Consider the following 2,515-nt stretch of genomic DNA (forward strand, 5'->3'; position numbering starts at 1 on the left):
ACGGCAGGGCCGTCCCGGACCGCCCGCCGCCGGCTTCGAGGCGGTCCGCGACGGACTCGCGGCCCGGCACGACCGGCTGCGGGGCCTCCTCGATGATCACGTGGGCGTTGGTGCCGCTGATCCCGAACGAGGAGACACCGGCCCGGCGCGGCCGGCCGTCGGCCGTCCACGGTCGGGCCTCGGTGAGCAACGCCAGTGCGCCGGAGGTCCAGTCGACGTGCGGGGTCGGCGCGTCGACGTGCAGGGTCGCCGGCAGCGCCTCGTGTTGCAGGGCCAGCACCATCTTCATCAGGCTGGCGGCGCCCGCCGCGGCCTGGGTGTGGCCGATGTTCGACTTGACCGACCCGAGCCACAGCGGCCGGTCGGCGGGGCGTTCCCTGCCGTAGGTGGCCAGCAGGGCCTGCGCCTCGATCGGGTCGCCGAGGGTGGTGCCCGTGCCGTGCGCCTCGACCGCGTCCACGTCGGCGGGGGTCAGGCCCGCGTTCTCCAGCGCCTGCCGGATGACCCGCTGCTGCGCGGGCCCGTTCGGTGCGGTGAGGCCGTTGCTCGCGCCGTCCTGGTTGACCGCGCTGCCCCGCACGACGGCGAGGATCCGGTTGCCGTCGCGCTGGGCGTCGGAGAGCCGCTGGAGCAGCAGGACGCCGACGCCCTCGCCCCAGCCGGTGCCGTCGGCGGCCTCGGCGAACGCCTTGACCCGCCCGTCGGCGGCGAGGCCGCGCTGCCGGGAGAACTCCAGGAACGCGCCCGGCGTGGACATGACGGTCACGCCGCCGGCGAGGGCGAGGTCGCACTCGCCGACGCGCAGCGCCTGCGCGGCCAGGTGCAGCGCCACCAGCGACGACGAGCAGGCCGTGTCGACGGTGACGGCGGGGCCGTGCAGCCCGAACGAGTACGCGAGGCGGCCGGAGACCACCGACGCGCCGTTGCCGGTCGCCTGGTAGCCCTCCACCTGGGAGCGGGCGCCCAGCAGCAGCGTCGCGTAGTCCTGCCCGTTGGTGCCCATGAAGACGCCGGTGGCGGAGCCGCGTACCCGGTGCGGGTCGATGCCGGCGCGTTCGAAGACCTCCCAGGTGGTGTGCAGCAGCAGCCGCTGCTGCGGGTCCATGGCGAGGGCCTCGCGCGGGTTGATCCCGAAGAACGCGGCGTCGAAGCCGGCGACGTCGTGCAGGAACCCGCCGCTGCGGGTGTAGCTGGTGCCGACCCGCTCCGGGTCGCTGTCGAACAGGGCGTCGAGGTCCCAGCCCCGGTCGGTGGGCATCGGCGTGACCGCGTCCACCCCGTCGGCCAGCAGTCGCCACAGCTCCTGCGGCGACGACACCCCGCCGGGGAAGCGGCAGGCCATGGAGACGATCGCGATCGGCTCGTCCGCCGGCGGCCGGGCCGGGGCCACGCCGCCGGTGGCCGGTCCGCCGTCCGCGCCGATGACGATTTCGGTACGCAGGAAGCGGGCCAGTTCCGCCGCCGACGGGTGGTCGAAGACCACTGTCGACGGCAGGGTCAGGCCGGTGACCCGGCCCAGCCGGTCCCGCAGCTGCACGGCGGCGAGGGAGTCGAAGCCCAGCTCGCGGAACGCCCGGCCGGCCGGCACCTGGTCGGTGGTGGGGTGGCCGAGCACTGCCGCCGCCTCGGCGCGGACGAGGTCGACCAGCAGCGCCTCCTGGCCGGTCGCCGGCAGCGCCGCGAGCCTGGCCCGCAGCCCGTCGGTGGCGGCGGCGCGCGCCGGCCGCTCCGGTTCCTCGGCGACGGCCGGGGCGACCCGGTCGAAGAGCCGGCTCGGCCGGGCGACGGTGTACGCCGTGACGAACCGGGACCAGTCGACGTCGACGATCACCGGGGCGGCCTCCGGGGCGTTCACCCAGCGGCCGAGCGCCGCGACGGCGGCGTCGGGCGCGAGCGGGGTGAACCCGCGGCGGCGCAGGCCGTCGGCGGTCTCGCCGGCGGCCATGCCGTCCTCCGCCCAGGGCCCGTAGGCCAGGGCGGTGGCGGGCAGGCCCTTCGCCCGGCGGGCGGCGACGAGCGCGTCGAGCAGGGCGTTGCCGGCCGCGTAGCCGGCCTGCCCGCCGCCGCCCCAGACGCCGGCGACCGAGGAGAAGACCACGAACGCGTCGAGGTCCCGGCCCCGGCAGGCGGCGTCGAGGTTGACGGCGCCGAGCACCTTGCCGGCCAGGGTCTCCGACAGCTCGTCGTCGCTGACCTCGTACGCGGAGGTGGTGCCGCCGGACGCGCCGGCGGTGTGCACGACGGCGGTCAGCCCGGGCAGGTCCGCCACGAGCGCGTCGACCGCCGCCCGGTCGGTGACGTCGCACGCCACCACCCGCACCGCACCCAGCTCGGCCACCAGCTCCGCCGCGCCCGGCGCATCCGGGCCCTGCCGCGACGCCAGCACCACCTCGCCGGCACCGTTGGCCAGCAACCAGCGGGCCACGTGCCGACCCAGCGCACCCGTACCGCCGGTCACCAGCACCGTGCCGGCGGGCCGCCAGCCCGACCCGGCCGGCGGCGCGGCCGGCACCAG

The 2,515-nt window shown here is 77.1% G+C and carries 1 protein-coding gene; it reads right to left on the bottom strand.

Going from position 1 to position 2,515, the window contains the following annotated elements:
- On the bottom strand, window positions 1-2,515 hold a 2,515-nt coding region (locus ACWENR_RS30435), incomplete at both ends, for a type I polyketide synthase (RefSeq protein WP_452280385.1).

It is taken from the genome of Micromonospora sp. NPDC004336, assembly GCF_053602615.1.